The organism is Sciscionella marina DSM 45152, from assembly GCF_000379465.1.
In the GTDB taxonomy this organism is placed as follows: Bacteria; Actinomycetota; Actinomycetes; order Mycobacteriales; family Pseudonocardiaceae; genus Sciscionella; species Sciscionella marina.
The window spans coordinates 24,936-49,583 of sequence record NZ_KB905405.1 but is presented as its reverse complement, the minus strand read 5'-3'; the positions used below and the strand labels follow the sequence as shown (position 1 = coordinate 49,583).

The 24,648-nt window shown below is 65.6% G+C and carries 25 protein-coding genes and 5 pseudogenes; 14 read left to right on the top strand and 16 right to left on the bottom strand.

Annotated elements, in window-relative coordinates:
- Positions 1-11 precede the first annotated feature (11 nt).
- The 5 genes from A37U_RS0128350 to A37U_RS0128330 are packed head-to-tail and all read left to right on the top strand — an operon-like array spanning position 12 to position 3,951.
- Positions 12-425: a roadblock/LC7 domain-containing protein gene (locus tag A37U_RS0128350; protein WP_040588922.1), complete on the top strand. Its 414-nt coding sequence runs from the start codon at positions 12-14 to the stop codon at positions 423-425.
- Positions 425-2,161, top strand: a complete 1,737-nt coding sequence (locus A37U_RS45690) for a DUF742 domain-containing protein (protein ID WP_083933928.1) — start codon at positions 425-427, stop codon at positions 2,159-2,161. The genes A37U_RS0128350 and A37U_RS45690 overlap by 1 nt, the downstream gene beginning before the upstream one ends.
- Entirely contained in the window at positions 2,139-2,771 is a 633-nt protein-coding gene (locus tag A37U_RS0128340) for an ATP/GTP-binding protein (protein ID WP_157183080.1), read from the top strand. Before A37U_RS45690 ends, A37U_RS0128340 begins: the two co-directional genes overlap by 23 nt.
- Before the next feature lie 5 nt (positions 2,772-2,776).
- On the top strand, positions 2,777-2,959 hold the full coding sequence (locus A37U_RS51990) for a hypothetical protein (protein WP_020500059.1): 183 nt from the start codon (positions 2,777-2,779) through the stop codon (positions 2,957-2,959).
- Positions 2,914-3,951 carry an ABC transporter substrate-binding protein gene (locus A37U_RS0128330; protein ID WP_169526954.1) on the top strand — a complete coding sequence of 346 codons (1,038 nt, stop codon included), beginning with the start codon at positions 2,914-2,916 and terminating at the stop codon, positions 3,949-3,951. The genes A37U_RS51990 and A37U_RS0128330 overlap by 46 nt, the downstream gene beginning before the upstream one ends.
- Positions 3,952-3,987: 36 nt before the next feature.
- On the opposite strand, the gene A37U_RS0128325 is transcribed toward A37U_RS0128330, so the two are convergent.
- Positions 3,988-4,776 (bottom strand): class I SAM-dependent methyltransferase, encoded by a 789-nt coding sequence (locus A37U_RS0128325; protein ID WP_026197691.1) that lies wholly within the window; start codon positions 4,774-4,776, stop codon positions 3,988-3,990.
- 613 nt (positions 4,777-5,389) lie between these two features.
- Between A37U_RS0128325 and A37U_RS51020 the strand changes: the two are divergent.
- Positions 5,390-6,491 (top strand): annotated as a pseudogene (locus A37U_RS51020) (IS630 family transposase).
- On the opposite strand, the pseudogene dgoD reads toward A37U_RS51020, so the two are convergent.
- The 8 genes and pseudogenes from dgoD to A37U_RS0128275 all read right to left on the bottom strand — a co-directional run.
- A pseudogene (gene dgoD / locus A37U_RS50240) lies at positions 6,489-7,349 on the bottom strand (galactonate dehydratase); the annotation flags it as partial. The pseudogenes A37U_RS51020 and dgoD sit on opposite strands and share 3 nt — an antisense overlap.
- The gene (locus A37U_RS0128305; protein ID WP_086010836.1) at positions 7,346-8,869 is read right to left on the bottom strand and encodes an alpha-L-arabinofuranosidase C-terminal domain-containing protein; all 1,524 of its coding nucleotides are present in this window, start codon (positions 8,867-8,869) and stop codon (positions 7,346-7,348) included. The gene A37U_RS0128305 and the pseudogene dgoD, both read right to left, overlap by 4 nt.
- Positions 8,870-8,871: 2 nt before the next feature.
- Positions 8,872-10,185: an MFS transporter gene (locus tag A37U_RS45675; protein ID WP_020500054.1), complete on the bottom strand. Its 1,314-nt coding sequence runs from the start codon at positions 10,183-10,185 to the stop codon at positions 8,872-8,874.
- A gap of 102 nt (positions 10,186-10,287) precedes the next feature.
- Entirely contained in the window at positions 10,288-10,617 is a 330-nt protein-coding gene (locus A37U_RS45670; RefSeq protein WP_020500053.1) for a hypothetical protein, read from the bottom strand.
- Positions 10,614-11,483, bottom strand: a complete 870-nt coding sequence (locus A37U_RS0128290) for a DUF6772 family protein (RefSeq protein WP_205623047.1) — start codon at positions 11,481-11,483, stop codon at positions 10,614-10,616. Before A37U_RS0128290 ends, A37U_RS45670 begins: the two co-directional genes overlap by 4 nt.
- Positions 11,480-12,157, bottom strand: a complete 678-nt coding sequence (locus A37U_RS45665; RefSeq protein WP_020500051.1) for a cyclase family protein — start codon at positions 12,155-12,157, stop codon at positions 11,480-11,482. Before A37U_RS45665 ends, A37U_RS0128290 begins: the two co-directional genes overlap by 4 nt.
- A complete protein-coding gene (locus tag A37U_RS0128280) occupies positions 12,154-12,918 on the bottom strand; it encodes a glucose 1-dehydrogenase (protein WP_020500050.1) in 765 nt (254 codons plus the stop codon). Before A37U_RS0128280 ends, A37U_RS45665 begins: the two co-directional genes overlap by 4 nt.
- Positions 12,915-13,940, bottom strand: a complete 1,026-nt coding sequence (locus A37U_RS0128275; RefSeq protein WP_026197687.1) for an alcohol dehydrogenase catalytic domain-containing protein — start codon at positions 13,938-13,940, stop codon at positions 12,915-12,917. Before A37U_RS0128275 ends, A37U_RS0128280 begins: the two co-directional genes overlap by 4 nt.
- Positions 13,941-14,086: 146 nt before the next feature.
- Here A37U_RS0128275 and A37U_RS0128270 point away from each other — a divergent pair, with 146 nt between their 5' ends.
- The gene (locus tag A37U_RS0128270; protein ID WP_240437695.1) at positions 14,087-15,124 is read left to right on the top strand and encodes a LacI family DNA-binding transcriptional regulator; all 1,038 of its coding nucleotides are present in this window, start codon (positions 14,087-14,089) and stop codon (positions 15,122-15,124) included.
- A gap of 212 nt (positions 15,125-15,336) precedes the next feature.
- Entirely contained in the window at positions 15,337-15,555 is a 219-nt protein-coding gene (locus A37U_RS0128265; RefSeq protein WP_020500047.1) for a cold-shock protein, read from the top strand.
- A 79-nt stretch (positions 15,556-15,634) separates the two neighbouring features.
- Here the strand turns inward: A37U_RS0128265 and A37U_RS53965 are convergent.
- The 3 genes and pseudogenes from A37U_RS53965 to A37U_RS55080 all read right to left on the bottom strand — a co-directional run bounded on the left by A37U_RS53965 (position 15,635) and on the right by A37U_RS55080 (position 17,558).
- Positions 15,635-16,468: pseudogene (locus A37U_RS53965) on the bottom strand (winged helix DNA-binding domain-containing protein).
- Positions 16,422-16,667, bottom strand: coding sequence for a DNA glycosylase AlkZ-like family protein (locus tag A37U_RS55085; protein WP_205623045.1), 246 nt, complete (start codon positions 16,665-16,667; stop codon positions 16,422-16,424). Before A37U_RS55085 ends, A37U_RS53965 begins: the two are co-directional and overlap by 47 nt.
- A gap of 438 nt (positions 16,668-17,105) precedes the next feature.
- Entirely contained in the window at positions 17,106-17,558 is a 453-nt protein-coding gene (locus tag A37U_RS55080) for a hypothetical protein (RefSeq protein WP_020500043.1), read from the bottom strand.
- Here A37U_RS55080 and A37U_RS55075 point away from each other — a divergent pair.
- From A37U_RS55075 to A37U_RS0128235, 4 genes and pseudogenes are all read left to right on the top strand, one after another.
- Positions 17,523-17,951, top strand: a pseudogene (locus A37U_RS55075) (pyridoxamine 5'-phosphate oxidase family protein); the annotation flags it as partial. The gene A37U_RS55080 and the pseudogene A37U_RS55075 overlap by 36 nt on opposite strands.
- A gap of 299 nt (positions 17,952-18,250) precedes the next feature.
- Positions 18,251-18,898, top strand: coding sequence for a LysE family translocator (locus A37U_RS0128245; RefSeq protein WP_020500041.1), 648 nt, complete (start codon positions 18,251-18,253; stop codon positions 18,896-18,898).
- A 280-nt stretch (positions 18,899-19,178) separates the two neighbouring features.
- Positions 19,179-20,243 (top strand): tyrosine-type recombinase/integrase, encoded by a 1,065-nt coding sequence (locus A37U_RS0128240; RefSeq protein ID WP_020500040.1) that lies wholly within the window; start codon positions 19,179-19,181, stop codon positions 20,241-20,243.
- Complete coding sequence (locus tag A37U_RS0128235) at positions 20,240-20,554, top strand: helix-turn-helix domain-containing protein (protein ID WP_020500039.1); 315 nt, start codon at positions 20,240-20,242, stop codon at positions 20,552-20,554. The genes A37U_RS0128240 and A37U_RS0128235 overlap by 4 nt, the downstream gene beginning before the upstream one ends.
- A 1,106-nt stretch (positions 20,555-21,660) precedes the next feature.
- Here the strand turns inward: A37U_RS0128235 and A37U_RS53130 are convergent.
- The 3 genes and pseudogenes from A37U_RS53130 to A37U_RS0128225 form a co-directional block, all read right to left on the bottom strand.
- The gene (locus tag A37U_RS53130) at positions 21,661-21,969 is read right to left on the bottom strand and encodes a hypothetical protein (RefSeq protein WP_205623044.1); all 309 of its coding nucleotides are present in this window, start codon (positions 21,967-21,969) and stop codon (positions 21,661-21,663) included.
- A gap of 278 nt (positions 21,970-22,247) precedes the next feature.
- Positions 22,248-22,350 (bottom strand): annotated as a pseudogene (locus A37U_RS50205) (IS21-like element helper ATPase IstB); the annotation flags it as partial.
- 115 nt (positions 22,351-22,465) lie between these two features.
- Positions 22,466-22,645, bottom strand: a complete 180-nt coding sequence (locus A37U_RS0128225) for an AAA family ATPase (protein WP_020500036.1) — start codon at positions 22,643-22,645, stop codon at positions 22,466-22,468.
- Positions 22,646-22,699: 54 nt separating this feature from the next.
- Between A37U_RS0128225 and A37U_RS0128220 the strand changes: the two genes are divergently transcribed.
- Together A37U_RS0128220 and A37U_RS0128215 are read left to right on the top strand one after the other, a co-directional pair.
- Positions 22,700-22,951: a FitA-like ribbon-helix-helix domain-containing protein gene (locus A37U_RS0128220; RefSeq protein ID WP_026197685.1), complete on the top strand. Its 252-nt coding sequence runs from the start codon at positions 22,700-22,702 to the stop codon at positions 22,949-22,951.
- A complete protein-coding gene (locus A37U_RS0128215) occupies positions 22,948-23,337 on the top strand; it encodes a type II toxin-antitoxin system VapC family toxin (protein WP_020500034.1) in 390 nt (129 codons plus the stop codon). The genes A37U_RS0128220 and A37U_RS0128215 overlap by 4 nt, the downstream gene beginning before the upstream one ends.
- A gap of 93 nt (positions 23,338-23,430) precedes the next feature.
- Here the strand turns inward: A37U_RS0128215 and A37U_RS0128210 are convergent, their stop codons facing one another.
- Complete coding sequence (locus A37U_RS0128210; RefSeq protein ID WP_026197684.1) at positions 23,431-24,648, bottom strand: IS110 family RNA-guided transposase; 1,218 nt, start codon at positions 24,646-24,648, stop codon at positions 23,431-23,433.

Here is a 24,648-nt window from a genome sequence, read left to right as displayed (position 1 = left end):
AGGAGAACCCTGTGCAGGAAGCTAGAACCGCGCCTGCGGACTTGAACTGGCTGGTCACCGACTTCGTCGAGCGGGTCCCGGGCGTCGCGCACGCCGTGGTGGTCTCCTCGGACGGGTTACCGGTCGCGGTCTCGGTGGAGGTGCCCGGTGACCGGGCCGACCAGCTCGCGGCCATCGCTTCGGGCCTGGCCAGCCTCACCGCGGGCGCGTCGCAGGTGTTCGACGGGGACGGGGTGACTCAGACGGTGGTCGAAATGCGCCGCGGCACGCTGTTGCTCATGGCCGTCGGGGATGGGTCGTCGTTGGCTGTGCTGGCCGCCCCATCGTGCGACCTCGGGCTGGTCTCCTACGAGATGGCAGTACTGGTCGAACGCGTCGGTCGGGCGGTGAACCCGTCCCATCGTGCCGAGCTGCCCGACACGTGATGACACCAGGTGAGCCGTCATCGAACCGGGCCAGCCCGCTGGTGCGGCCCTACGTGCTCACCGGCGGTCGCACCGCCGATGAGGTCGTCATGCCACCGGAGACGCTCGTGCGCGCCACCGGACGCAGTCCGGCCGCCTCGTTTTCGGCGCCGTCTGCGGCAGCCTTGTCCGCCTTGCGTGAAGGCATCAGCGGGCCGGTCTTCGAGCCAGGTGACGAGGGCTTCGCGGTCGAGCAAGCGGGCTCGTTCGGCGCACCGGCACACCGGCCACTGGCTGTGGTCGGGGCGCGCACGAGCGACGATGTGCGTTCGGCGGTCGAGTTCGCCGCGGAACACGGCCTTCCGGTCGCGGTCCAGTCCACCGGGCACGGCAACCTGAGCAATACCGATGGCGCGTTGCTGATCAGCACCCGTCGGATGCGCCGGTTGGAGATCGACCGGCGGCAACGCAGCGTCAAGGTGGCAGCGGGTGTCATCTGGCGGGATGTTATCGACGAGGCGGCACCGTACCGGCTGGCACCGGTCTGCGGTTCGGCGCCGAGTGTCGGCGTGATCGGCTACACGCTCGGCGGCGGGCTCAGCCCCCTCGGGCGTACCTACGGGTTCAGCGCCGACTACGTGCGCAAGATCGAGGTGGTCACGGCCGACGGCTACCGGCGGCTCGTCGACGGTGACCACGAGCCGGATCTGTTCTGGGCGATGCGCGGTGGGAAAGGCAACTTCGGCGTGGTCACCGCGATGGAGTTCGGGCTGGTCGACGAACCCGAACTCTACGGTGGCGGGTTGTACTACGACGGCAAGGACGCCGAAGCGGTGCTGCGCAGCTACGTTCGCTGGGCACCGCTTCTGCCGGCGACCATGACCACCTCGATCGCGTTGCTGGGCAGTACGGCCGGTTTGCAACTGCCTGGCGCCTCGGCCGCGTGTCCGCTCGTGCATCTGCGCATCGCACACATCGGCACGGTCGAACAAGGATCCGCACTGCTGACACCGATGCGTTCGGTGGCGACCCCACTGCTCGACACCGTGGCCCAGCGACCGTTCACCTCGATCGCCGAGGTCCACGAGGACCCGACGACGCCGATCGCCGCCGACAAGCGCGGCGGAGTTTTGACTGAGCTGACCGACGATACGGTCTCTGCGCTGCTGACGACCATGAATACGAGCGCAAAACCGGTGTTGTTCGTCGAACTACGTCAACTCGGTGGCGCGTTCCACCGCTACGGGTCGGATATCGGCAGCGTCGGGCATCGTGACGCCGCTTACTCCGTCTATGTGGTCAGCGCCCCGATCGACGCCGGTAGCAGCGTCAGCGGCAGCACACGCTTGCTCGAGGCCATCGCACCGTGGGCCGCCGGTGGGGTACCGGTGAACTTCCTCGGTTCGGCCAACGCCCCCGCTGACGTGGCGCGAGCGTGGGATGCCGACACTCACCATCGGCTGATCGGCATCAAACAAGCCTGGGACCCGGACAACATGTTCCGCTTCGGCTACCCGCTGATCGCGCCGCCCCGCCAGGTGTCTCCCGAAGCCGCCGAGCTACTGCGCCGATGTCAGGAGGCGACCTCGGTGGCCGAACTCGCCGCCAGCCTCGGGCTGCCGCTTGGCGTGGTGCGCGTACTGCTCGCCGACCTCGTCGAAGCGGGAATGGTCAACACATACCGGTTCGACCCCGAACGAGCCGCAGACACGCAGCTGTTGGGAGAGGTGCTCGATGAACTCCGCAAGCGAGTTTGAGCCGATGCGCGGGCGACCGCACGATGACGGTGAGCCGACACCGGTCAAGATCGTGGTCTCCGGCGGGTTCGGTGTCGGTAAGACGACGTTCGTGGGCGCTGCGTCCGAGATCGCGCCGGTGCGCACCGAGGAAGTGCTCACCGACCGCAGCGTCGGTGTCGATGACCTATCCGGCACCGTCGACAAGGCCACCACGACCGTCGCGATGGATTTCGGCCGGATCTCGCTGCGCGAGCAACTGGTCCTGTACCTGTTCGGCACACCCGGACAGCAACGATTCTGGTTCATGTGGGACGACCTGGTGCGCGGCGCGATCGGCGCGGTCATTCTCGTGGACACCAGGCGCCTGATCGACTCGTTCCCGGTGATCGACTACTTCGAACGCACCAATATCCCGTTCGTCATCGCCGTCAACGGTTTCGACGGCGATTTCCCTTACGCGCACGAACATCTGCGCGAAGCGCTCGCGCTCGACGCGCGCCGCCCGATGGTGGACTGCGACGCGCGAGACACCACCTCGGCCACACGGACGCTGATCGCCGTGGTCGAACATGCGCTGGCCAACCGGCACACCGCGGCCCCGGTCCCGGCACCCGGTAGGAACGGATGATCCCCATGCACCGACACGACGCCGTCGCGCAAGGCGAACAACCCGACGCGGGTGCCGAACACCGGGACACGATCCTGCTACTGATCCAGGCGCTCAATGCCCGCATCAGCGGGCTGGACAACGACCCGGCGCCCCCAGGCTGGTGGTTCACCCCGCCCGCGCACTACTTTCAGCAAGGAACCGAATGAGCAGCACCTCCCGGCCCCACTACCGCTCACGCGCCGCCAAACCCACCCTGGCGCTGCTGGCCTGCCTACTGCTTGCCGGCGCGACCGTCGCTTGCGGCAGCCACAGTCACCGCGCGGTGATACCCAGCGGCGAGGACACCGACGTGCACGTGTCTGCTTTGTCTACCGCCGACGATGCGCCGCTCTACATCGCGCAGCAACGCGGCCTGTTCACCGCCCAGGGCTTGCACGTCACCATCGACACGGTGTCACAGTCCAACCTCGCCATCCCCGAACTCAACCAGGGCAAGGCCGATATCCAGGCGGGCGGGAATCTCGGCACCTACTTCCAGGCCGCCGACCGCGGCCAGATCGACCTGCGGGTCGTGGCCGAAGCCGGGCTCGCCGCGACCAATCAAACCGGCGTGGTCGTACCGCCAGACTCACCCATCGACACGCCCGCCAAACTCGCCAACGCGACCGTCGCCATCAACAACCCCGCCCCCAACATCCAAAGCGTCACCCTTGACCGCGTCCTGCGCAGCATGAACATCGACCCGTCCGGGACCCGATACATCGGCATGCCGTTCGAAGACGCGCTGACAAAACTGCACAACCACCAGATCGACGCCGCCTGGTTCCCCGAACCGTTCGTCACCCTCGCCGAACAACAAGGCGCACGCACCGTGCTGAGCCCGTGCAGCGGCCCGACCGCGAACTTCCCACTGGACGGCTACTACGCCACAGCCAGCTACACCAAACACAACCCACACACCGTCGCCGCGTTCCGCCGCGCCATCCAGCAAGCCGCCGGACTCGCCTCGAGCCGCGAACTCGTGGTCGATACGCTCACCAACTACGTCAAAATCCCACGCTCGATCGCGTCACTGATCACGTTGCCGAACTACCCCACCACGTTGCAGCCGCGGCGCCTGCAACGATTGCTGGACCTGATGTACCGCGAGCACGCCATCTACCACCGGCTTGAGGCGGCCCAACTCACCGCGAGGTGACCGCGACACGGCGATCTCAGTACAACGACTGCAGCATCATGGCCTGCGCCCACAGGCAGCCACCACAGTCTGGCTCAGAAAGCTGAACTCCGGCTCGTCGCACATCCGACGCGCCACATCGAAATCAGCGCGCGCCAGCCCAGCCTCGAGCATCTCCGCGCCCAGCTGATCAAACGTCAACTGCCAGGTACGTGCCGCAGTCGTCGCGCCGGAACAAATCCGCGAATGCCCCTGGGCGGTCACCTCGCCGAGCCCGCAGGAGCGCAGCTCGCTGAACAGACTCCGTCCATAGTGGAGATCCATCCCATGGCCCTGCAGCACTTCGTCATGCGCCGCCATCGTCCGCATAAACGCGCCCGCATGCTCATGCGCCGGGTCCGCGGCCACCGACACGAAATCCATCTCCTCGACCACCACCCAGCCACCAGGGCGCACGGCCGCCACCATCTCGCCAAGCGCCCGGCCCCTCTCGGGCAGATGCGCCAAAACCAGCCGACAATGCGCCAGATCAAAGCGCTCGCGCGGCAGTGACTCGGTCGCCAAATCGTGGCGACGTACCTCCAGATTCGGCCCCGCCAACGGCTCGAGGAACCGCGTGTCCATGTCAGTGGCCAGCACAGCGCCGGAATCGCCGACCTGCTCGGTGAGCCACATCGCCACCGAACCACCACCGCCACCGGCCTCGAGACACGACCACCCGGGACCCACCCCACGCGCGGCAAGACAATCCCGGGTGGCCGGATCGAGCCACTGCTCAAGCGAAGACAACCGAGCACGCGCGTCATCCCAATGATTGCTCAACGCGTAGCACGACGAAACCGTCATCGACACCTCCACAGGCCGTCTCTGCGTCAGCCGGGCAGATCCCAGCCTGGGCCAGCATCATCCTGGGCACCGCAAACGACTGTACCGCGCGCGGTATCAAGGCGTGCCTGGCCGTCTATGTAAATGACCGTGGCGGTCTCAGAGGATGCGGATCCGCCCCTCGAAGTATATGAGGAATGCTTGCAGCGCTCGCTTCCAACCTGAGCCGCGTTCGGCCGACGGCAATTCTTGAGGTTGCCGACCGCGAGGTAGAGCACCGTGACCATGGCCTGTTCGAACGGAACCGGCCCTGTTGCGGACCACCTTGCGCAGCCGGAAGTTGAGCGACCCGACCAGGGCGGTCCACGGCGAGCCACTGTGCGACCCGCCCACCCATCGACGCGTCGTACACGTGCGCGGTCCCGAGCCCGGGCGTGTCGAGGACCGCCACTGCATCACGTGCGAATCGGCGGGTGCTCCAGTCCCGGTCGGTCCATGATCTCGGAGAGGCTTGGCGGTTTGCGAATACCGAGCGAGCGGATACCCCGGACCGCGTCGACCAAGTGCTCGGCGAACACGTCGCGAGCCTAGTGGTGCGTCTGTGATTTGGCTTGGTGGTTTGTAGGATGTCGGTATGGTCGCTGCGGCGTTGTCGATGGCGGACGAGCAGCGTGTGGCGTTGGGGCGGATGGCGGGGTCGTCGAGGTTGCCGCATCGGCAGGTGGTGGGGGCGCGGGCGCTGCTGTGGGCGGGCGACGGCGTAGCCAACGAGGTGATCGCGCGACGGTCGGGTGTGGACTCGGATACGGTGCGGCGCTGGCGTTACCGGTTCGCCGAGTCCGGTGTCGCGGGCGTCGGGCGTGTCGCTAAGGGGCGAGGACGTAAGCCCAGTCTGCCGGAGCGCACGGTCGAGCGCGTCTTGCACACCACAGCGCACGAAACTCCCCCTGGCGGGGCGACGCACTGGACCACCCGCTCGATGGCGGCCTGGGTTGGTATCGGGAAGGACTCGGTGGCTCGTATCTGGGCCGATCACGGGCTGAAGCCCTGGAAGGTGGATACCTTCAAGATCAGCAATGATCCGCAGTTCGAGGACAAGCTGGTCGACGTGGTTGGGGTGTATCTGAACCCGCCAGCCCGGGCGGTGGTGTTTAGCTTCGATGAGAAGACGCAATGTCAAGCCCTGGATCGGACCCAGCCGTCGTTGCCGCTCAAGCCCGGCCGGGCGACGACGATGACGCATGACTACAAGCGCCACGGCACGATCGATCTGTTCGCCGCGATGAACATTGGCACCGGCGAGGTGCTCACCGACCTGCGTCAGGGGGCACACCGGCGCGGACGTGTTGCGGTTCTTCAAACGGATCGACCGCAGCGTTCCGCGCGGACTCGGGGTACATGTGGCACTCGACAACCTCTCCGCGCACTCCACGCCGGAGATCCAGAAATGGTTGGCACACAAGGACCGTCGCCGCTGGCACCTGCACTTCACCCCCACATCGAGTTCGTGGCTGAACCTCATCGAGCGCTGGTTCAAAGAACTCACCGACAAGCGCCTGCGCCGGGGCGTGTTCACCAGCGTCTCCGACCTCAAGCAGGCCATCACCGTCTGGGCCGAGCACTGGAACACCTCCCCGAAACCCTTCGTCTGGAAAACACCCGCCGAAGAGATCATCACCAAGACCCAACGCGGTCGCACGACCCTCCACCAAATCAAAACCCAGACAGACCACTAGCGGGCAGTGCGGTGCCAACGCGGTACCGTAGGTGTCTGCCATCGCCGCGATCCGGCGAGTCGCGGAGATCCCGTCGGCATGCGACACATCCTGCTGTACCACGGCGACACCGGCTTCGAGCGCGTGCCGGAAATCTCAACGCGAGTACAACCGCTCACCGGTGGCGATCGGTACCGGTGAGCATCGCACGAGTTCCGGCAGGCGGGCTCCGAGCTCAGGAACCACCGGTTCCTCGACGAAGAGCGGGTTGAACGTCTCGAGCCGGGGCAACAACCTGCGTGCCATCGCCAGCGAGACCCGGCCGTGGAAATCGATCGCCACGTCCCGATCCGGGGCCGAGTGTATCCCGTACGGCGGCCACCCGACCCACCACAGCGGTGACCGCGGACACCGTGTCGATGTGTTCGAGGTCGGATGAGGCGTTCATCTTCACTGCGGTGAAACCGGCCACCACTTGTGCGGCCGCCGCTTCATGCACCGAATCGGGTTTATCGCCACCGATCCAGGAATAGACCGTACCCGCTCACGTACCGGACCGCCAAGCAGCTCGTGCACCCCGGCACCGCGGACCTTGCCCGCGATATCCCACAGCATCTGGTCGATGCCGGCGACGGTCGAGGACAGCACCGGGCCGCCACCATAGAAACCGCCCTTGGTCAGCACCTGCCAGTGATCCTCGATCCGCAGTGGCTCGGTCCCGGCGAGGTAATCGGCCAGCTCAGCGACGGCGGCCGCCACCGTCTCCGCCCGGCCTTCCACTACAGGCTCACCCCAGCCGGTCACGCCGTCGTCGGTGTCGATCCGCAGGAACAGCCACCGCGGGGGCACCAGATAGGTCCGCAGTCCGGTGATCCTCATGCCGCACCTCTTGATATCTCACCCCTGAGCAAAGTGACCGAATGCGGCGGGCAGACCCATTCGGTCGTCGCGGGATCGATCGGCTCGCGGTTTGGCAGTACCCGCTCCGGATGGTCGAAATCGTTGACGGCGTACAGGTCGTCATCGGTCAATGTCCAGCTTTCCCGCCAGCGCACGGCGCCGTGGAGCCGCACCCTGATCGGCGTGTATCGATGTCGGTTCACCAGTGACACGGCGCACCGCCCCTCGTCGACGGCGGCGACCGCGTCCAGGTACGAGGCCCGTGCGGGCAAGCCGGCCGAAACCGGGACATGTCCCGGTTCACCCGGCCGTGGCTCGGGCAGCTCGGTACTCGGCGAGCGGACGTCCAGCTCGATCACGCGCCCTCGCAGCCACGAGCGGTACTGCCGGAAAACGTGGTAGAGCGTGGTTCGCACCAGCTCGCTACCGCGCACATTGAGCACACCGTTGCCGTTGACCAAGAACACGTAGTTCGCCATGCCAACCACCGGGGAGAGCCGGATCATGGAGTTTAGCGCCCCGGCGACGAACACCGCGTCCTGTACGTTGCGTGGGCTCGCCCGGTTGAGCCGATAACCGCCCGCCCCGTCCGTCTCGAAATGCCGGATGTTCCATTCGTCCACAGCGATCCGCACTGGTTCGGCACCGCTGGTCCGATGAAAGTCGTCCAGCACCGCAGCCATCGCGCGGAGCCTTGCTTCGAAATACACTGGGGTGAACGCGACGTTGAGGTACTCCGCACCACTGACCCGATCGGTCGAATAGCCGTAGACATGGTTGGTCAGGTAACAGAGCTTGGCGCCCGCCGCATCGAGCACCGTCCGGTCCCATCCCGGTTCCCCGCCCTCCGAGGAACCGATACCGAGCAGCTCGACCGAGGGGTGGTGACGGAGCGCGAAGTCCGACCAGTTGGCCAGCTTCAGCCCGTACGCCTGGGCCCCCATGGTGCCGGCTTCCCAGGCACCCCAGGTCTCGTTGCCGATCCCCCACAATCCGGTTCGGTACGGCGCGAAACGCCCGTTCGCCTTGCGTCTCAAGACATCCGCGGTGTCCTCGGTCCCGGTACAGTAGTCCATCCAGCGCAACGCCTCGTCCAGGGTGCCGGTACCGAGATTCACGTTGAGGTAGGACGAGGCGCCGATCTCCTCGCACCAGGTCAGGAACTCGTCGGTGCCGAACTGGTTCGGTTCGAGCCCACCCCAGTGCCAGTTCCGCCGCACCGGCCGTTCGGCTCGCGCACCGATTCCGTCCTGCCAGTGATAGACATCCGCGAAACACCCGCCGGGCCAACGCACCACCGGCACGCCGAGTTCTACCGCCGCCGCAATCACATCCCGCCGCAACCCGTGCTCGTCGGCCTGCGGTGACTGCTCGTCCCAGATCGCCGGGTAGATACAGTCCTCGAGATGTTCCAGATACTGGCCGTAGATAAGCGGGCTGATCTCGGCCTTCGGATCGCCGAGGACCACCTCGGCGGCGAACGGTTCCTGGCCGGTCACACTCACCTCCGTACGTCCTCGGTCACCGTGGTATTCGGCGAGCCGCCCACTTCGTCACCGATCCGGTATCGTCGCTGGGCGCCGAGCAGTGCGGCGCCGAGGCCGCTGACCGCGTACAGCACCAACATGTAAATGGCTACCAGCCATGGACTCTTCCCGCCGGCCTGATAGAGCGCAGTCGCCACCAGTGGGGCGGTGCCACCGATCAGCGCAGCGGACAGTTCGCGGCTCAACGCTACCCCGCTGTAGCGTAGTTGGGTCGGGAACGCCTCGGCCAGCAAGGCGGGCTGGGAGCCGAGCATCGCGCCGTCCCCGACCGTCAACATCAGCAGGATCGCCATCGTGACACCGAGCGCGGTACCGGTGTCCAACAACCAGAAAAACGGGAACGAGGTGAGCGCGCAGAACAACGCCCCGGACAGGTACACCGCGCGTCGATTCACCCGGTCACACAACGCGCCGAAGATCGGTGTGACCACCAGTCCGGTGGTATTGGCTACCAGCAAGGCATTCAGCCCGATGCTCTTGTCCGCGTGCACCTGCTGGGTCAGGTAGGTCAGCGAGAACACCGAGGGCACGTATCCTGCGACATTCGGCCCGATATTGGCGAGAAACGACAGGAACAGTGGCTTCGGCGCAGTACGCACCAATTTCAGCATGGGGACCTTTGCGATCCCGCCACGTTTCCTCGTTGCCTCGAATACCTCGCTTTCGGGTACTCGCAACCTGATGATCAATCCGAAACCGACGACCACCAGGCTGGCGAGGAACGGCAACCGCCATCCCCAATACAGGAAATCCTCTTCCGAAAGGGAAGAGACCAAGGCTAATATACCGGTCGCCGCGATATTTCCGAGGCCGATGCCCATCGCGGGAATGCTGCCGAACAAGCCTCTTCTTCGCTCCACGGAATGTTCGGTGGTCAACGCGATCGCCCCGGCGTACTCCGCGCCGGCACCCATCCCCTGCACCGCGCGCAGTATCACAAGCAGCACCGGCGCCCAGAAGCCGATCGACCCGTAGGTCGGCAGCACTCCGATCAGTGTGGTCGCGGTACCCATCAGCACCAGGCTGATCATCAACACCGTGCGACGCCCGATCCGGTCCCCCAGGTTGCCCAGCAGCACACCTCCGAGCGGCCGAAAGAAGAAACCGACGGCGAAGGTGGCGAACGAGGCGAGCGTGCCGAGCACCGAATCATCGCCGGGGAAGAACAGCCGGGCGAACACCAAGGCCGAGGCGGTGCTATAGAGGTTGAAGTCGTACCATTCCAGCACCGTGCCGATGGTGCCGGCGGAGAGAACTCTCTTGTTCATCCGGTTGGTCCCTCTTTCGTCGACGACATTGTCGAACGTGCGACACTCCGCCTCTGGCCAGTAGCCCAGGGGCGTGCGCCACACGATTCGTGCCCGGCCAGGTCACCCCTTAAGTACCAGCCGCACGCTGAGCACCAGCTCCACGTTGCCCCCCGGATTCCCGACGATGCGCAGCCAACCACCGAAATGGCCGACCTTGACGCTGGTCAGCTGGCCCTGCCGGATCTCGAGCACACTTCCCTCGTCGCACCATCGCATCCCGTCCGGCGAGATCTGAACCCTGGCCGAATGCGAGCCGGGATCCCCGCTTTCGCCATGCGCCAGCGCGAAGAAGATCGCCTCCTTCGCCCACGCGGTCTCGTACGGTTCGGTGGCATACGCACCACACAGTGGGCTCTGCCGCTCCAAGATCGCGGTATGACTCTCGATCACGATGTCTCCCGTTCCACCGACAGCAGCACCGAATCCAGATACAAAAAGGACCGGTTGTCCACATCGGACTCAACCCAGAAGCCCACATTGAGCATTTGCCAGAGGTTGGGCCAGGCCGGCATCCTGATCGGCGCCAGCTCACCGTGCGGGAGCACTCGGTCATTGCAGCGCAGCTCGGTGAACCGCCGGGTAACCAGGTCGAAGCCCACCCGCAGGTAGTGCCAGTTCTGCTTCGTCGGCAACTCGTTGTAGCACAGCCGTTGCCCGCCGCCCGGCACGTCCAACCAGCCGTCCGGACCGAGATGGAAATGCGTTCGGGTCTCCCCGCTGAGCTCGGTCGTGGCGGGCCGGTCCCGCTTGTACTGCCACTTGCGTTCCCCCGCACCGCCGGTCGCGTTGGCGTAGCGCAGGTGCGGCATCACGCGTTCGGCATTGTCCTGCAGGTCGAGGAACACGCCGAACGAGCGCACATCGTGTTCGGCCAGCCGCATCCTGGACGCCTCCGGTTTGACGGTGAACCAGGCCTCCAGCCTGATCGGCACCGGTTCGGTGAAAGTCATCCGCTTGATGCCCACCGAGATACTGCCCGGCACCGGCCTTGTCGCCAGTTTCATCGCGTAGCTGCCGTGCAGGGATCCGGCGGAGCCGGTGTCCCACATCGTCAGGTTCGACAGCATCGGCGGCCGGAAGTCACGCTGCTGCGGCAGCAGCGTGCCAAGTGAACGCTCGTAGTTGCCGGTCATCAGTGTCCAGCCATTCAGGCCGGCGTCGAAATCGTCGTGGAAAAGGATGCGTGACAACGGATCGAAGGCGCTCATAGCCGGATCGGTCTCGCGCATGGCCCGTCGCAGTTGACTGAGGTTCACGGTTTCGTGCTTTCTGTCGTCTGTGGAGTGGGTGAGCAACCTGGTTCGAGCAGTACCGCCCTGCCCGGTGCGGCATCGGCGCCGACGAGAGGCAACGGCAGGAACAGCAGCTCGTACTCGCCTCCGACCGCCCCACTGAGCGCGAGCCCTTCCAGCACACGGATTCCGCCACCCAACAGGATGTGATGGGTTTCCGCGCCCGGTGCTCCTGCCGCCTCCACCGAGAGGAAGTCGACGCCCACCAGCCGGACACCGGCCTGCGCGAGATACCGCGCACCCTCGGCGGAGATTCCAATGTAGTCTTCGGTGAACCGGCTCTCGGCCAGCAGCCCACGTTCGGAGTTGGCGGTACGCAACAACAATCGCTCTCCGGCCCGCGGGCCGTGCGTGGCGAGCTCGGTCGGCCCGATCTGCCCGCGGGCATCACGCAGATCCAGCACCCGACAAGGTCCGAGGAAATCCGTGAGCTCCAGTTCGTCGACCGTCTGCCCACCGGCAAGGTGGTGCACTGGCGCGTCGACATGCGTCCCGGTGTGCACGTGCAAGCGCCAGGTGCTGTTGGTAGTGCGCTCACCGGCGCTCGTCCTGGAATGCCAGGTGACCTCGGTAGGGAACCGATCATGCCAGGAGACACTGTCTTCGGAGATCGGTGATGAGATGTCGATGATCCTCATTTCGCGACCACGCCCCCGTCGACACTCAGCGCGTGTCCGGTGACGAAACCGGCTTCCGGCGCACACAGCCACAGCACCGCATTCGCGACCTCTTCCGGGGTCCCGATCCGCCGGAGCGGAGTGTTCGCGGTGTATTCGGTTTCCTTGGCCGGTTCCCGCGCCAACACCCTTTCCACCATCGGCGTGCGGATGTTGCCCGGGCACACCGCGTTGACCCGGATCCCGCTGTCAGCGACCTCGAGCGCGGCGCTTTTGGTCAGCCCGATGATCCCGTGCTTACTCGCCACATACGCGGGCGCACCGGGAACGCCGACCAGGCCGACCATCGAGGACATGTTCACGATCCCACCGCCATCCGGTCCGAACAGCGGGATCTCGTACTTCATCGACAGCCAGACTCCCTTGAGGTTGGTGTCGATCGTGCGATCCCAGTTGTCCTCCGTGCACTCGGTGACGCCCGCCCTGCGCTGCTCGACACCCGCGTTGTTGACCGCGAAATCGAGCCTCCCGAACCGCTCGCGGACCACCTCGAGCAGCTGGCGTACCGAATCCTCCGCCGCCACCGAACACTCGACGAACTCCGCTCGCACACCGTGCTCGCGTGCTCGCGCCGCGACGGCCCCACCGCCGTCACCGTCCACATCGGCCACGATCACATCGCCACCCCTCTCTGCGAAGGCCAGCGCCGTCGCCGCGCCGATACCCGAAGCGCCACCGGTCACCAGCGCGACCTTGCCTGTCCAGTCCCATACCGGAGTCATTTCAGGATCACCTTGCCCGTCCTGCCTTCGTCGAACATGCGGTAGGCCCGCTCCGCGTCCTCTTGGGCGAAGGAGTGCGTCACGATCTTCTCGGCCGCCACGCCGCTGCGCGCGAGGAACTCGAACAGCCCGTTGAGACTGGCGATGTTGCAGACCCAGGAACCCAGCAGGCTGATCTCCTTGTGAATCAGCAGGGGACTCGGCGCGAAGCTGAACTCTCCACCCTCGCCGAGGAACACCACCCGGGCCCGCCTGCGTGCCGCGTACAGGGTCAGCGACCGTCCCTCGGCGGAACCGGTGCAGTCGAAGGCGACCTCGAACCCGTGTCCGCCGGTCTCCTCGTCAAGCAATTCCGCGATGCCCTCACCCGCCGCATACGCCCGGCACTCGAGCGCGGTGGCGGCCAGGTCCCGACGGCCGGGGTTGGTGTCCACCGCGACGACCTGCGCATCGAGCGCGCAGGCAAGCAGCGCGACCCCGAGCCCGAGCGGGCCGAGCCCTACCACCAGCACCCGGTCCCGCGCGGACAGTCCGGTGCGGAGTACCCCCTGGTAGGCAGTACCGAGGCCACAGGAAGCGAGTGCGCCGTCGGCGTAGCTCAGCGGCTCCGGGATCGGCACCAGGCTGCTTTCCTCGGCGAGCAGATACGGCGCGTGACCACCGTCGCGGTGGTAGCCGTAGGCCGAACGATTCGGTGACTCGCACGCGACCTGCCAGCCGGCCCGGCATTCGACACACTGCCCGCACCCGGCGATGTGATAGACAGCGACCCGATCACCCTCTCGTACCGAGCGCACCCCCGCTCCGACGGTGAGCACCTCGCCGGCCGGCTCGTGCCCGGCGATCACACCATCACGATAGGGCGTGTCCTGTCCGGGTTCCCTGCGGTAGATGATCCGCAGCTCCGAGCCACACAGCCCGGAGGCCCGCACGCCGAGCACCACCTGCCCAGGCCCTGGCACCGGGTCGGGCACGTCCCGGAACGCGACAGTCCGGCGACCGGGAAGTACGACTCCGCGCATGACCGCTGCTCCCTCCCCCACTCGACGCTCGAGCGGTGGCGCCGATTTTTAACGCTAAAATGAAGGAAGTCAAGAGAAGATGGATTTGCCGTTGAGGAAAATAATCCTGCATCGTCGTATCGTTACAGTGCCCGACATAGCATCCGATGCCTCCGGCGAAGGGAACGATGATGGTCAGCAGCCTCCGGGATGTCGCGGCACTGGCCGGGGTCTCGGCCATGACGGTCTCCAACGTGATCAACGACCGCGCCACGGTCGCCCCGAGAACGCGCGCCAAGGTCGAGCGGGCGCTCGCCGAGTTGAACTACCGGCCGAACCTGTCCGCCCGTAACCTCGCGGGCGGGCGTTCGGGTGTCATCGCTCTCGGTGTGCCGGAGATCGCCATCCCGTATTTCGCCGAGATCGCGAGCATGGTGATCGAGGAGGCCGAACGTCGAGGATGGACGCTGTTGATCGAGCAGACCGACTCCCGCCCCGAGCGGGAATCCGAGGTACTCAACGGGATCCGGCCCCGCCTGGTGGACGGACTCATCCTCTACCCCTCCGTGCTCAGTCCAGCCGAGATCGCCGAACGAGCCGACGCCACCCCGCTCGTGCTCTTCGGCGGACCAGCGGCAGACAAGAGCACCGACCATGTCGTGATCGACAACCTCGCCGCGGGCCGCACCGCCACTGAACACCTGATCTCATTGGGCCGCACCAGGATCGCGGTGATCGGTCCGCTCACCGAACCGAGAGTGGACGCCGAGAGCCCCCGCCTGGGCGGATACCGGCAGGCGATCACGGCGGCCGGACTCGACTGGCGCGATGAGCTCATCGCACACGCTCCCGCGTACCACCGGCGCGACGGTGCGGAGGCGATGCGGAGGCTACTGACCGGCCCCGAACTGCCAGACGCGGTCTTCTGCTTCTCCGATCTGCTGGCGGCCGGGGCCATGCATGCCGCGCTGTCGTCAGGCGTGCGCATCCCGGAGGACCTCGCCATCGTCGGCTTCGACGACATCGAGGAGGCGAGCTTCCTCACCCCCACCCTGACCAGTATCCGGCCCAACAAGCGACGAATCGCCGAACTCACCGTGCGGCGTCTTGCACTCAGCATCGAGCACGGCGAAACACACAAACCACAACTTGTGGTCGCCGACCACACACTCATCCGGCGGCAAAGCACCATCGGCCAGGGCTGAACACTTAAAGATCTTTCGGCTTAGGGAACACCCGCTTGTAAGTCCAACGCGTACGCCCTGGACTCTTGGCGGCGCCGCGTCACCATGGTCTGCCCCGTGCCGACTTGATCGTTGACGGCCCGGAGTACCTGCTTCAGCCAAACGTACCTGGATGGGCAAGCTCCCACACGCCCTCGCTTGCCCGTAGGGCGAGAGTCAGCGATGCTGGTTGCATGGCGCACGGCACTGTGAAGTTCTTCAAGGCCGAGAAGGGCTGGGGAGCGATCACTTCGCCCGACCTGTCGGGCGGCCACGATGCCTTCGTGCATTTCAGCGCGATCGAGATGGACGGCTTCCGTGTCCTGGAGACCGGCGACGAGGTCGAGTTCGACTACCATGCAGCGCAGCAGGACAGCTTCTGCTTCGTCGCGTCCCGCGTCCGCAAGCTCTGATGTCAGTGTCCGAAGTCGACTGCAGGAGTGCCCGAAGTACTGTGCACGGTTCCTCAACTGGCGCCAGTAGATGCCATGGTTATGAAGTGAACTCGACTTGCACCAACGTGCAGCCGCGTAGAGTGCCCAAGGCCTCCGATTCCGTCGCAATTGTCTTCCGCGCTCTGGAAGTGAGGACGTCGAACGCTTCCACCGTGAGCGACAGCGTGCGCCCGCTCTTGCGCGGGTGCCAGGTGGCGGCCAATCGGCCATCGACGAGCACGGTGCCGGGCTCCCCGACCGTCTTCCAGATCCGGCGGTGCAACGTCTTGTCTGGCACCAGTGATTCTCGGTCGCGCAGCTGTAGCAGCGGATCGCGTGGCGGGAGCATCCGGACCCCCGAGGACTCGGGCGGTGAACGCAGTGTCTCCAGGTCATCGGCAAGCAATCAGCGCTCGCGGCCGTCCACTTGTACCGTGGTGACCTAATCTTCGATCTCCTGCCACCATGACGTCGCGTCACCGGACGCGATTCCCATCCATGCGGCGAGGTCGGCCCGTGATGATGGCCCGTAGCAGCGCAAGTACCGGCGGGCGAGCTCCGCCCGCGCCACCTCAGCGTTTACGTGGCTGGGTTTACCGCCTAGCCACTCCTTGAGCAGGACGAAGGACAGCTTCTTGCCCTCGCGGTTGGCGAAGCAAACTACCCGCTCGAGCGTGAGGATGCGCAGGCAAAAGTGGGTTACCCCCTCGCCGAGCGACTGCGCCTTCGCGTACGGGCCCTCCGAGTCCCAGGCGCGCCGGGGCGCGCTCGGCAGGTTGCCCGCGACCGCCTGCGCCAGCTCGGCACCGAGCTCGTTGATGGCCAGCTGCCGGCACTTCAGCACGTCACTGAGGACCGAGCGGGTGCGGTCGGTGGCCTCTTCCAGGCTCATGTCCAGTCTCTCGCGAGCCGGCACAACCCCGAGAATGAAACGCCGACGTGCCTTCTTCCCCCTGCGGGAGCACCCCCGTTGTGAAGGCCTCGAGATCGGCCGTCGGAAAGAAGAACGGCGATCCGCGCATGGCCCAGGTGTAGAACAGGCTCCGCTCCTCGACACGCTCGTCGAGTGCGTCCGGTCCGACACCATCCACCCTCGCGTGCAGGGCGAGCCACGCCCCCCGGGGGTGTCCTGCAGCGTACAGCGGACGACAGCCTCCAGCACCGATCCCGAGCTCAACCGTCGGTTCAGGTGATGGGCCGCGCCCGGAACGCCATCACCTGGTCGCCGCCGACATCTTGCCGCTTCTTCGTGCGGCGTGTGCTGTCTGACACGTGCTCGACTCCCATCTTCGTGCTGCCCAAGAGCCTGGAACAGATTCTGACGCTCGCCACCGGATCGAGATCGAAACCGAGCTGCCAAGCTCCCGGATCACTCCTCAAACGCCGCAACAGCGGATATCGGAGCGGTTCAAGTCGGTGACGCCACCCGCGCCGCTCGACGTGGATGCACCCTATGGAGCTGCCGGTTAGTGGACGATGCACTGCTCGAGTCGCCTCACCGGCGCCTATGAACAAGCGCGCTGTAAAGCTCAGCTGGGCTGATTGAGGTCGACGCCTCGGACGGCGGCGATGGCTTGGATCTTCTCCGCGTCGTCGGTGGCAATGCACACGTAGGCGTGTAGCCCGTCGTCGTCGCGGCGCAGGATGTAGATGTTGGTGCCGTCGGTGAGCTGACGGCCGTCAGCGTCATGGAACAGCCAGCGGACTCGGACAGTAATGATCGAGTCGGTGACTTGCTCGCACCCGAGCAGCCCGTGACCGACCGAGGCCAGACCGAGCTTGCGATACAGAGGGGAGCCCTGTTCGAGACCGATGACCATGTCGCCCCGAGAGTCGGCGACACTGACGACTCGGTCGTCGAGGATCAGGCCGGGCGTGCCCCAGAGGTCCTCGCCGCGCGCGACGGCTTCTACCTCGCGACCGTCGGGGAGACCGGCTGGCCCTACGTTCAGTACCGCGGAGGTCCGCAGGGGTTCGTGCACGTCCTCGACGAGCAGACGTTCGCTTTCGCCGACGTCCGCGGGAACCGACAGTACATCACCACCGGCAACCTCGTCAGCGACGACTGCATCTCGGCGTTCTTCATGGGCTACCCGAACCGCATTCGGCTGAAGATCCTCGGACGTGCGCAGGTCCGGGACACTGACGAGGCCCTCGCCGAACGGCTCTGCTCGGTTCGCACCGACGGGCGAGTGGAGCGCCTGGTGATCGTGACCGTGCAAGGCGTGAACTGGAACTGCCGCCAGCACATCACCCCGCGCTACTCCGACGCGGGGCTGGCCCCAACGCTCGACCGCATGGCCACTCTCACCAGGGAAAACCACCTACTCGAGCGGGACAACCAGGCGTTGCGTGCCCGCCTGGCCGCCGGCTGAGCGGCCCGCATCTCGGAGACGGGGTGCGGGACAGTACGATCACCGCCGACCCCGACCACGTCCTCGACGCCGCACTCCGCGCCCTGCACCCTCACTGACCCGGGCGCACTCCGCCTCGAGATCCACCAAGCCTGGCAAGACGACCCAGCCACAGCCGTGAGCTTCTGTCTCGTAAGGGGAACCCGGAAGCCGGATTGCTCGACGCTACCGGCTGACGGTCAGCAACCCTTTAAATGTGTCAACTGTGTTTGGCGCCACCGTGATGGCTTGAGCGGGCTCCGGTCTGGGATGCTGTCGGCATGCTGATTTCGACGGCCGCAGCGGTCGGTATGACGGTGACAGCGTTGGGAATGGTCCTGACGCCGGGACCGAACATGATGTATCTGGTGTCGCGCAGCATCAGCCAAGGACGCACTGCTGGGCTGATCTCGCTGGCTGGGACAGGCGTCGGATTCGTGGTGTACATGACGATGGCCAACCTGGGGCTCGCCATCGTGTTCGTGGCGGTTCCGTGGTTGTTCATCGGCTTCAAGGCCGCTGGTGCTGCGTACTTGGGGTATTTGGCGTGGCAGGCGTTGAAGCCCGGCGGCCGCGGGTTGTTCGAAACGCGTGATCTTGAGCGGGACTCGCCAGCGAAGCTGTTCCGGATGGGGCTGATCACCAACCTGTTGAACCCGAAGGCCGCGATCATGTATCTCTCGTTGATTCCGCAGTTCGTCGATCCGCATCGGGGTCACATGACTGCGCAGGGTTTCACGCTCGGTGCGCTGCAAATCGTCGTCAGCCTAAGTGTGAACGCGTTGATCGTGGTCGCGGCAGGAGCGATCGCTGGATTCATCAAGAACCGGCCCAGTTGGGCGGCGTGGCAGCGCAGGATTACCGGAACGTTGCTCGGTGCAGTCGCGGTCCTGCTCGCGCGAGAGGTGCCCGCACGGGCCCGGGTCTGATCGTCAGCTCAGCTTGTGAGCGGTTGTTCGCCAAACGGTAGGACTGGGTGCCGGCTTCGATGATGGTGCCGTGGTAGGTGAGCCGGTCGACGATGGCAGCGCACTACCTGGGGTCGGTGAAGGTTTCTCCCCAGCGACCTGGGGCTGGCACTTATTCGTTGGCGGCCATCTGCCCTGGTGCCTGCGATGATGACCTCGTGCGGCAATCCTTGATCTTTCAGGTAATCAACCGCTATGTTAGGCGCCACCTCAATCAGTCAGGTGTGAAAAAGGTGGCCGGATGGTCGGCGAGCTGCGGGTGATCCCGGGTGGTGGAGTGCCGGTCGAACCGGTGACCACGGATCCGTGGACGTTCCAGGCCGAGTGTGTCGAGGCGTTCGTGGCATCGTGGCAGGCGCGGGGTTTCAGCCCTGTGACCATCGAGAACGACATCGGACTGCTAGAGCGGACGCTGGCCGCGCTGGGTCGACCCGCGTGGGACGTGACGCCAGAGGATGTCGACCGGGTCGTAGGAGATCTCGCCATTGCCGGCCGCAAGGCATCAACGCGGCGGGACTATGTGCAGACCTTCAAGGGCTTCCACCGGTTCTTGCAGGTGCGCAAGGCGGCCGAGATCGAAGCCGGGTTCGGCGTTCGGCTGGTGTGCCCGGTGGACGAGTTCAACGCGTCCCGCCATGTCGGGGATGACTCGCCGGACTCAGTCCCGCCGCCGACACCGGAGCGGGTGACCGAGTTTTTCGACTTCCTGAAGGGCAGGATCGCGACCGCGTGCAAGTATGCGCCGGCCGCGCGGGACTACGCGCTGTTCCGCAGTCTCTATCACGCCGGGCTGCGGTCGGAGGAAGTGTCCTTATTGGACGTTCCGGATGTGCATTTCACTCGTGGGCCGTTCGGCAAGCTGCATGTCCGGTTCGGCAAAGCAGCTCACACCTCCGGCCCGCGGCCACGGTGGGTGCCGATGCTCGACGGCCTGGACCTGGTGCTGCGCTGGTTCCTCAACGACGTGCGCGGCCGATTCCCTGCCTCGCCAGTGCTATTCGAGGACGAATCCGGTGGAAGCCTGCATCGGGGAACGATCCGAAACCGGCTCCGGCGCCTGATGAAACTCGAGGGTCGGCCGCAAACCGAGTGGTTCAGCCCGCATGCCTTGCGGCGGGCCTGCGCCACCCATAATTGCGAGCGAGGCGTGGATCTCGTTGCCATTCAACAACTTCTCGGCCACTGGACTGTGAGCTCGACGATGCGTTATGTCCTCCCGTCGGCGACGTTCATCGAGGACGCCTATCGGCGCGCGGTTTCCAGCACCCTGTCCGAGCTGACCGAAGAGGAGGAGGACCCGGCGTGAAGATCCGGTGGCGGCTGAGGATGGCGGCCGCGCAGCGCGAGGTGTGGACCGGAACTCAGCTGCGCCGACTGCTGGCAGAAAAGGCTGGGCTGGAGATGTCCGCGGTCTCGGTGTCGGCGTTGTTCACCAAGGAGCCCAGCCAAATCAAGATGTCGACCCTGATCGCGTTGTGCACTGCGTTGGACTGCACTCCCAACGACCTGTTCGAGGTGGACACGACTCCCGTCGAGCGGTCCGCGGCGTCACCGCAGTCGATCGCTGCGGAGCCGAAGGCCGTGAGCGATCGTGGCCGGTCGATGCCGCCGTTGTGATCTCCGACGACGAGAAGTATTGACACGATGGGGAAACGTCAGCGCGACTGTGTCGACTGCGGAGCTCCCGTCGGGTTCCTCGAGCGCGAGCACTGCTGCCGCTGCGTCCGCCGTATCCGCGAGGCCGCAGTCAAGGCGCCATGCCCGGACTGTGGCAAGCAACGCGTCCTGCAACCCGACACCGGCCGATGTGTCCTATGTTCCCGGCGCTGCATCCAATGTGGACACCCGGTGCGGTCATCCAGCGCCACGATATGTCGGCCCTGCCGCCGCAAAGCCGAGCTGCTCGCCGCACAACGACCATGCCCACGCTGCGCCCGGCCCGGCTATCTCCGAGCCGACACCGGCTGGTGCGGCCCATGTCGCGGCCGCGGTCATCCAAGCAACCGCCCCGAATCTGCCGGCAATGCGGCCCGCTGCGGCGCCATGCCGGACTTGGGTTGCGCTCACCGTGCTGGCAGCGCCATCCGGATCGGCCCTTCATCCGCGCGGACAGTCTCATCGCTCAACTCGCGGAACCGCCAGGGTGGCTGCGAGAGTTCACCGGGCATGTGGCCGCTGGGTTCTGTTCGAGCCGAGCAGCGACTCTGGTCACCGAGCTGGGCCGGCTGCTGCAAGACGAGCATCCCAACGTCCCCGCCGCGCTGCTTGAACGAGCGCGTCAACCGGGCCGCTCGACGGGCCCGTTAGCGCGAGCGCTGGAGGACTTCTTCACCAATCGACGCCTGGCGCTGCCCAGCGACCAGACCGAACGACTCGCGGCCGGACGACGACAACGCCGCATCGACGAGGTTGCCGAATCATTGAGGCCGGCCGTGGCTGGTTTCGCTGCCTCGATGCTGCGGGCTCGGGAACGCGCCCGCCGGGCAGGAACCCGACCTCGCAGTGACACCACGCTCGAGACAGGACTATCCATCATGCGGGACCTCGCCCGGTTCCTGATCACGAATCGCGGAAAGAATCAGTGGAGCCGCGTCGACATCCACGACCTCGAGGCGTTCCTAGCCACCGGACCCAAGTCCCGCGAACGACGGTTGACCGTGCTGCGCCAGTACTTCCGCTTCGCCCAGAACCAGCGTTTAGTGCTCATCGATCCCAGCAAGAACTTATCCGCCAACGGTTCCAACGCGTTCCGCGGCCGCACCCTCACCCTCGATCAACAACGCGAACTGTTTCGTCGCTGGACCACCGACACCGACGTTCACCCGCACGAAGCCCTCGTCGGGATGCTCGCCCTGCTGCACGGAGCCTCCAGCCAGGAGGCCCGGCTGCTGCAGATCGACGACATCGATCACCACGCCCAAACTTGCCTGCTCGGGAACCGGCCGCACCCGGTCCCGCTCGATCCCGCCAGCTGGGCCGCGCTGCAACGCTGTCTGGCGCACCGCGACCAGCAGCGCACCACCAACCCGCATGTCCTGGTCACCAAAGGAACCAAGGCCGGACGCGGACCCGCATCAAGGGCCTATCTCAGCCATGTACTCGACGACTGCGGAATCTCACCTCGCATGATCCGCAGCACCCGCCTGGTCGACCTGGTCAACACCATGGACCCGAAACTCGTCGCGACCGCGTTCGGCATGGACCCACAAGTGCCGCTGATCTACCTCGCCGACCATGTCGATGCCGGACGGCTGCCGAACCCGACATTTCGGCGCAGCCTCACACACGTTCGCCGAAACATGTGCGCTTTGGAGAACGACTGGTTGGAGGCGATGGCGATGCTGTTGGTTTCTTCGCGTTCGGTGAGCACTTGGAACAGCAGTTCCGCGCCGGCGGCGATCGAGTTCCATGTGTTGCGTCGGAGACGGGACGCCGTGCACCCTTTCGGGTGTCGGTTTTCCCGTCCCCGCCCGTCGAACCGGACGTGCCCGTTGGCCAAGCATCCGACTCTCCACGTGAATCGATGAGTCAGGCGAGGTATTCGCTGACCTGCCCACCGATCGCGACTTGGGCTTGGATGGTGCCACGACCTGCTTCCATGGTGGTGTCGAAGCCGCCTTGGCGAAGACGGTCCAGCAAGGTCGTCTTGCCGGAGCCGGGCCCACCGGTCACCACAAAGAAGCGCTCTGCGGGGTTTAGCTCGTGCATTCGCCACCTCCACGGTGTATGCATTAAGCATTAATTTTGATGTACACTGTATTTATGGGTTCGTTATTGCAGGTCAGAGATGTTCCAGATGAGGCGCGCCGAAAGCTCAAGGCGCGGGCGGCGGCTCGGGGCGAGTCGCTCAATGCCTACATGCTTGAGCTCATCGCTCGGGAGACGGAGCGGCCCACGGTCGGCGAGGTGTTGGAGCGTGCCGCTCGGCGCGCCGAGAGTGCCGACGCCTCCGCAGTCGAGACCATCGACGAGGCCCGCGCGGAGCGGGAGCTAAAGCTGGGCCGCAACGCGTGATCGTCATCGACAGTGCGGCTGCGATTGACGCGCTTGCTATCGCCCCGGGCACCGAGGATTTGCGGGCCTACCTGGCCGGTGAAGAGTTACACGCACCGACGTTGCTCGATTTCGAGATCGTATCCGGCCTGCGCGGGCTTACGCTCGGTGGTCACCTCAGCGCAGCCAGGGCCGAAGATCTGTTGACCGACTTCGACGAGCTTGCGGTGCAACGTTGGCCCTCCGCCGATGGCTTGCGGCGGCGTGCACTCCAGCTACGCCACAGCGTCTCCGGCTATGACGCCGCCTACGTGGCCCTGGCCGAAGCACTGGATTGTCCCTTGCTGACACGTGATGCCCGACTGGCCAGATCAAGCGGACATACCGCGCAAATCCAAGTGCGCTAGCCGCTTCCGCGTGCGCAAAGCGATCGTTTTGGGACTGTGAACTTCCGACTTGAATCGTAGAGGCATGCACTCTAAGGAATCTCAATGATCGTGTCAAGCAGCGATGGGCGGCGCTGATGTGGATTGCGGCGTAGTGGCTTCTTGGTAGCTGGTGCGGTCGCGCAGCATGGCCCAGAGCGTGTTCATGCGCCGTCTGGCGAGCGCGATAACGGCTTGCTTGTGGGACTTGCCTTCGGCGCGCTTTCTGTCGTAGAACGTTCGCGAGGCGGGGCTGTTCTTCAGGCTGGAAAGCGCGGCAAGGTAGCAGGTTCGCATCAGACGCCGGTTGAAGCGGCGAGGGCGGTGGTGGTTACCGTTGGTCCGACCCGAGTCCCGTGGCGCCGGGGCGAGGCCGGCGACGCTGGCGAGCCGGTCGACGGTCTCGAACGCGCTGAGGTCCCCGCCACCGGTGTTGGCAAGGGACGTCGCCGCTGACACGACACCGAAGCCGGGCATGCTCAGCAGGATCGGCGCGTCGGGGTGCTGCTCGAACTGCGTGGCGATCTCCTCGTCGAGCTGGGCAATATCAGCGTCGATCGCCTGGATCTGTTCGGCCAGGCGTGCCACGAGCCGGGCACCCATGGCCTGGGTGAACAGGGTCGTGTGCTGAGCGTTGGCCGCGTCCACGGCCTTGGTCGCGAACGCCGCGGGGTTGCGTGCGCCGCGTTTCTTCAGCCACGCCGCCAGCCTTGAGGCGCCGATCCGCCGGATCCCGTCCGGAGTCTGATAGCCGGCTACGAGGATCAGCGGCGCCTTTTTGGAGTAGTCGAACGCGGCTTCCAGCGCGGGAAAGTATTCCAGCATCGTGGCCCGCAGTCGGTTGATCGCGCGGACGCGATCGAAGATCAGATCCGTGCGCCGGGCAGTCAGCAGCCGCAGATCGGTGCTGATCTGGTCACCACCACGCACCGGTTGCAGGTCGGTGCGCATCCGGGCCTGGTCAGCGATGATCCGGGCGTCCTTCGCATCGGTCTTGCCATCACCACGGTAAGTCGCCGCCGCATGATGGATGATCCGGTCTGGGATGTAGAGCAGCTGTTGGCCGCGTTCGGCAAGCAACGCGATCAGCAGCGCCGCACCACCACCGTTGAGATCGGTAGCCCACACCACATCGGCTCCGTCAGCCACACGCAACACGGTCGCGATCAACTCAAGCAACGCGGCCTCGTCATTGACCACACGTCGAGACAGCAGCACACGGCCGGCAACGTCGATGACCACGCAGTGGTGCCTCCGCTTTCCCGAGTCGATTCCTGCCCATACCGCTGCCAA